The sequence below is a fragment of the Flavilitoribacter nigricans DSM 23189 = NBRC 102662 genome, from assembly GCF_002646595.1.
GTDB classification, from domain to species: domain Bacteria; phylum Bacteroidota; class Bacteroidia; order Chitinophagales; family Saprospiraceae; genus Flavilitoribacter; species Flavilitoribacter nigricans.
The window spans coordinates 1-550 of the sequence record NZ_PDUD01000138.1; the positions used below are offsets into that span (position 1 = coordinate 1).

The 550-nt window shown below is 40.7% G+C and carries 1 protein-coding gene; it reads left to right on the top strand.

The genetic code is table 11. The features are described from left to right. On the top strand, positions 1-543 hold a 543-nt coding region (locus CRP01_RS41765; protein WP_170110772.1), incomplete at its 5' end, for an IS630 family transposase. Between the last annotated feature and the right edge of the window lie 7 nt (positions 544-550).

A 550-nucleotide genomic window follows, 5' to 3' on the forward strand; every position in this document is an offset into this window, starting at 1 on the left:
CTGGCCTTTCAAGATGAATCAGCGGTACGATTGTTACCTGGCTTAGCTCGGAGCTATGCTCCGATTGGTAGGCCTCCGGTGATGCTTTGTGACACCAAAAACAAGGACTATGTCAGTATCAGTGGGGCCATTATCAGTAACGGTCAGTTTTATTTTGAAGTCAGAGAGCAAGAGGGATTCAAAAGAAAAGGACTGACCCGATTTCTGACCAACTGCCGCAAACAGTTGAGGAATGACCTATTGTTGATTTGGGATAATGCTCCGGCTCATAAATCTCAAGTAGTCAAAGAGTATCTAGCTCAACAGAACAGTGATCATCCCGGCATTTGGCTAGAGTATCTACCTACTTACAGTCCAGAGTTGAATCCTATAGAGCAGGTATGGGGCTATTTGAAATCTAAACTTAGCAACCGCTTTTTTCAAAACACCAAAGCTTTGAAGCTGGAAGTTATACGAGTACTGAAAGAAGTAAAGAAGAACAAAAAACTAATTATTTCTTTCTTCAGAAATCATGAATTAAACTGTTACCAGTTTTTTAGCTGATAGTCTA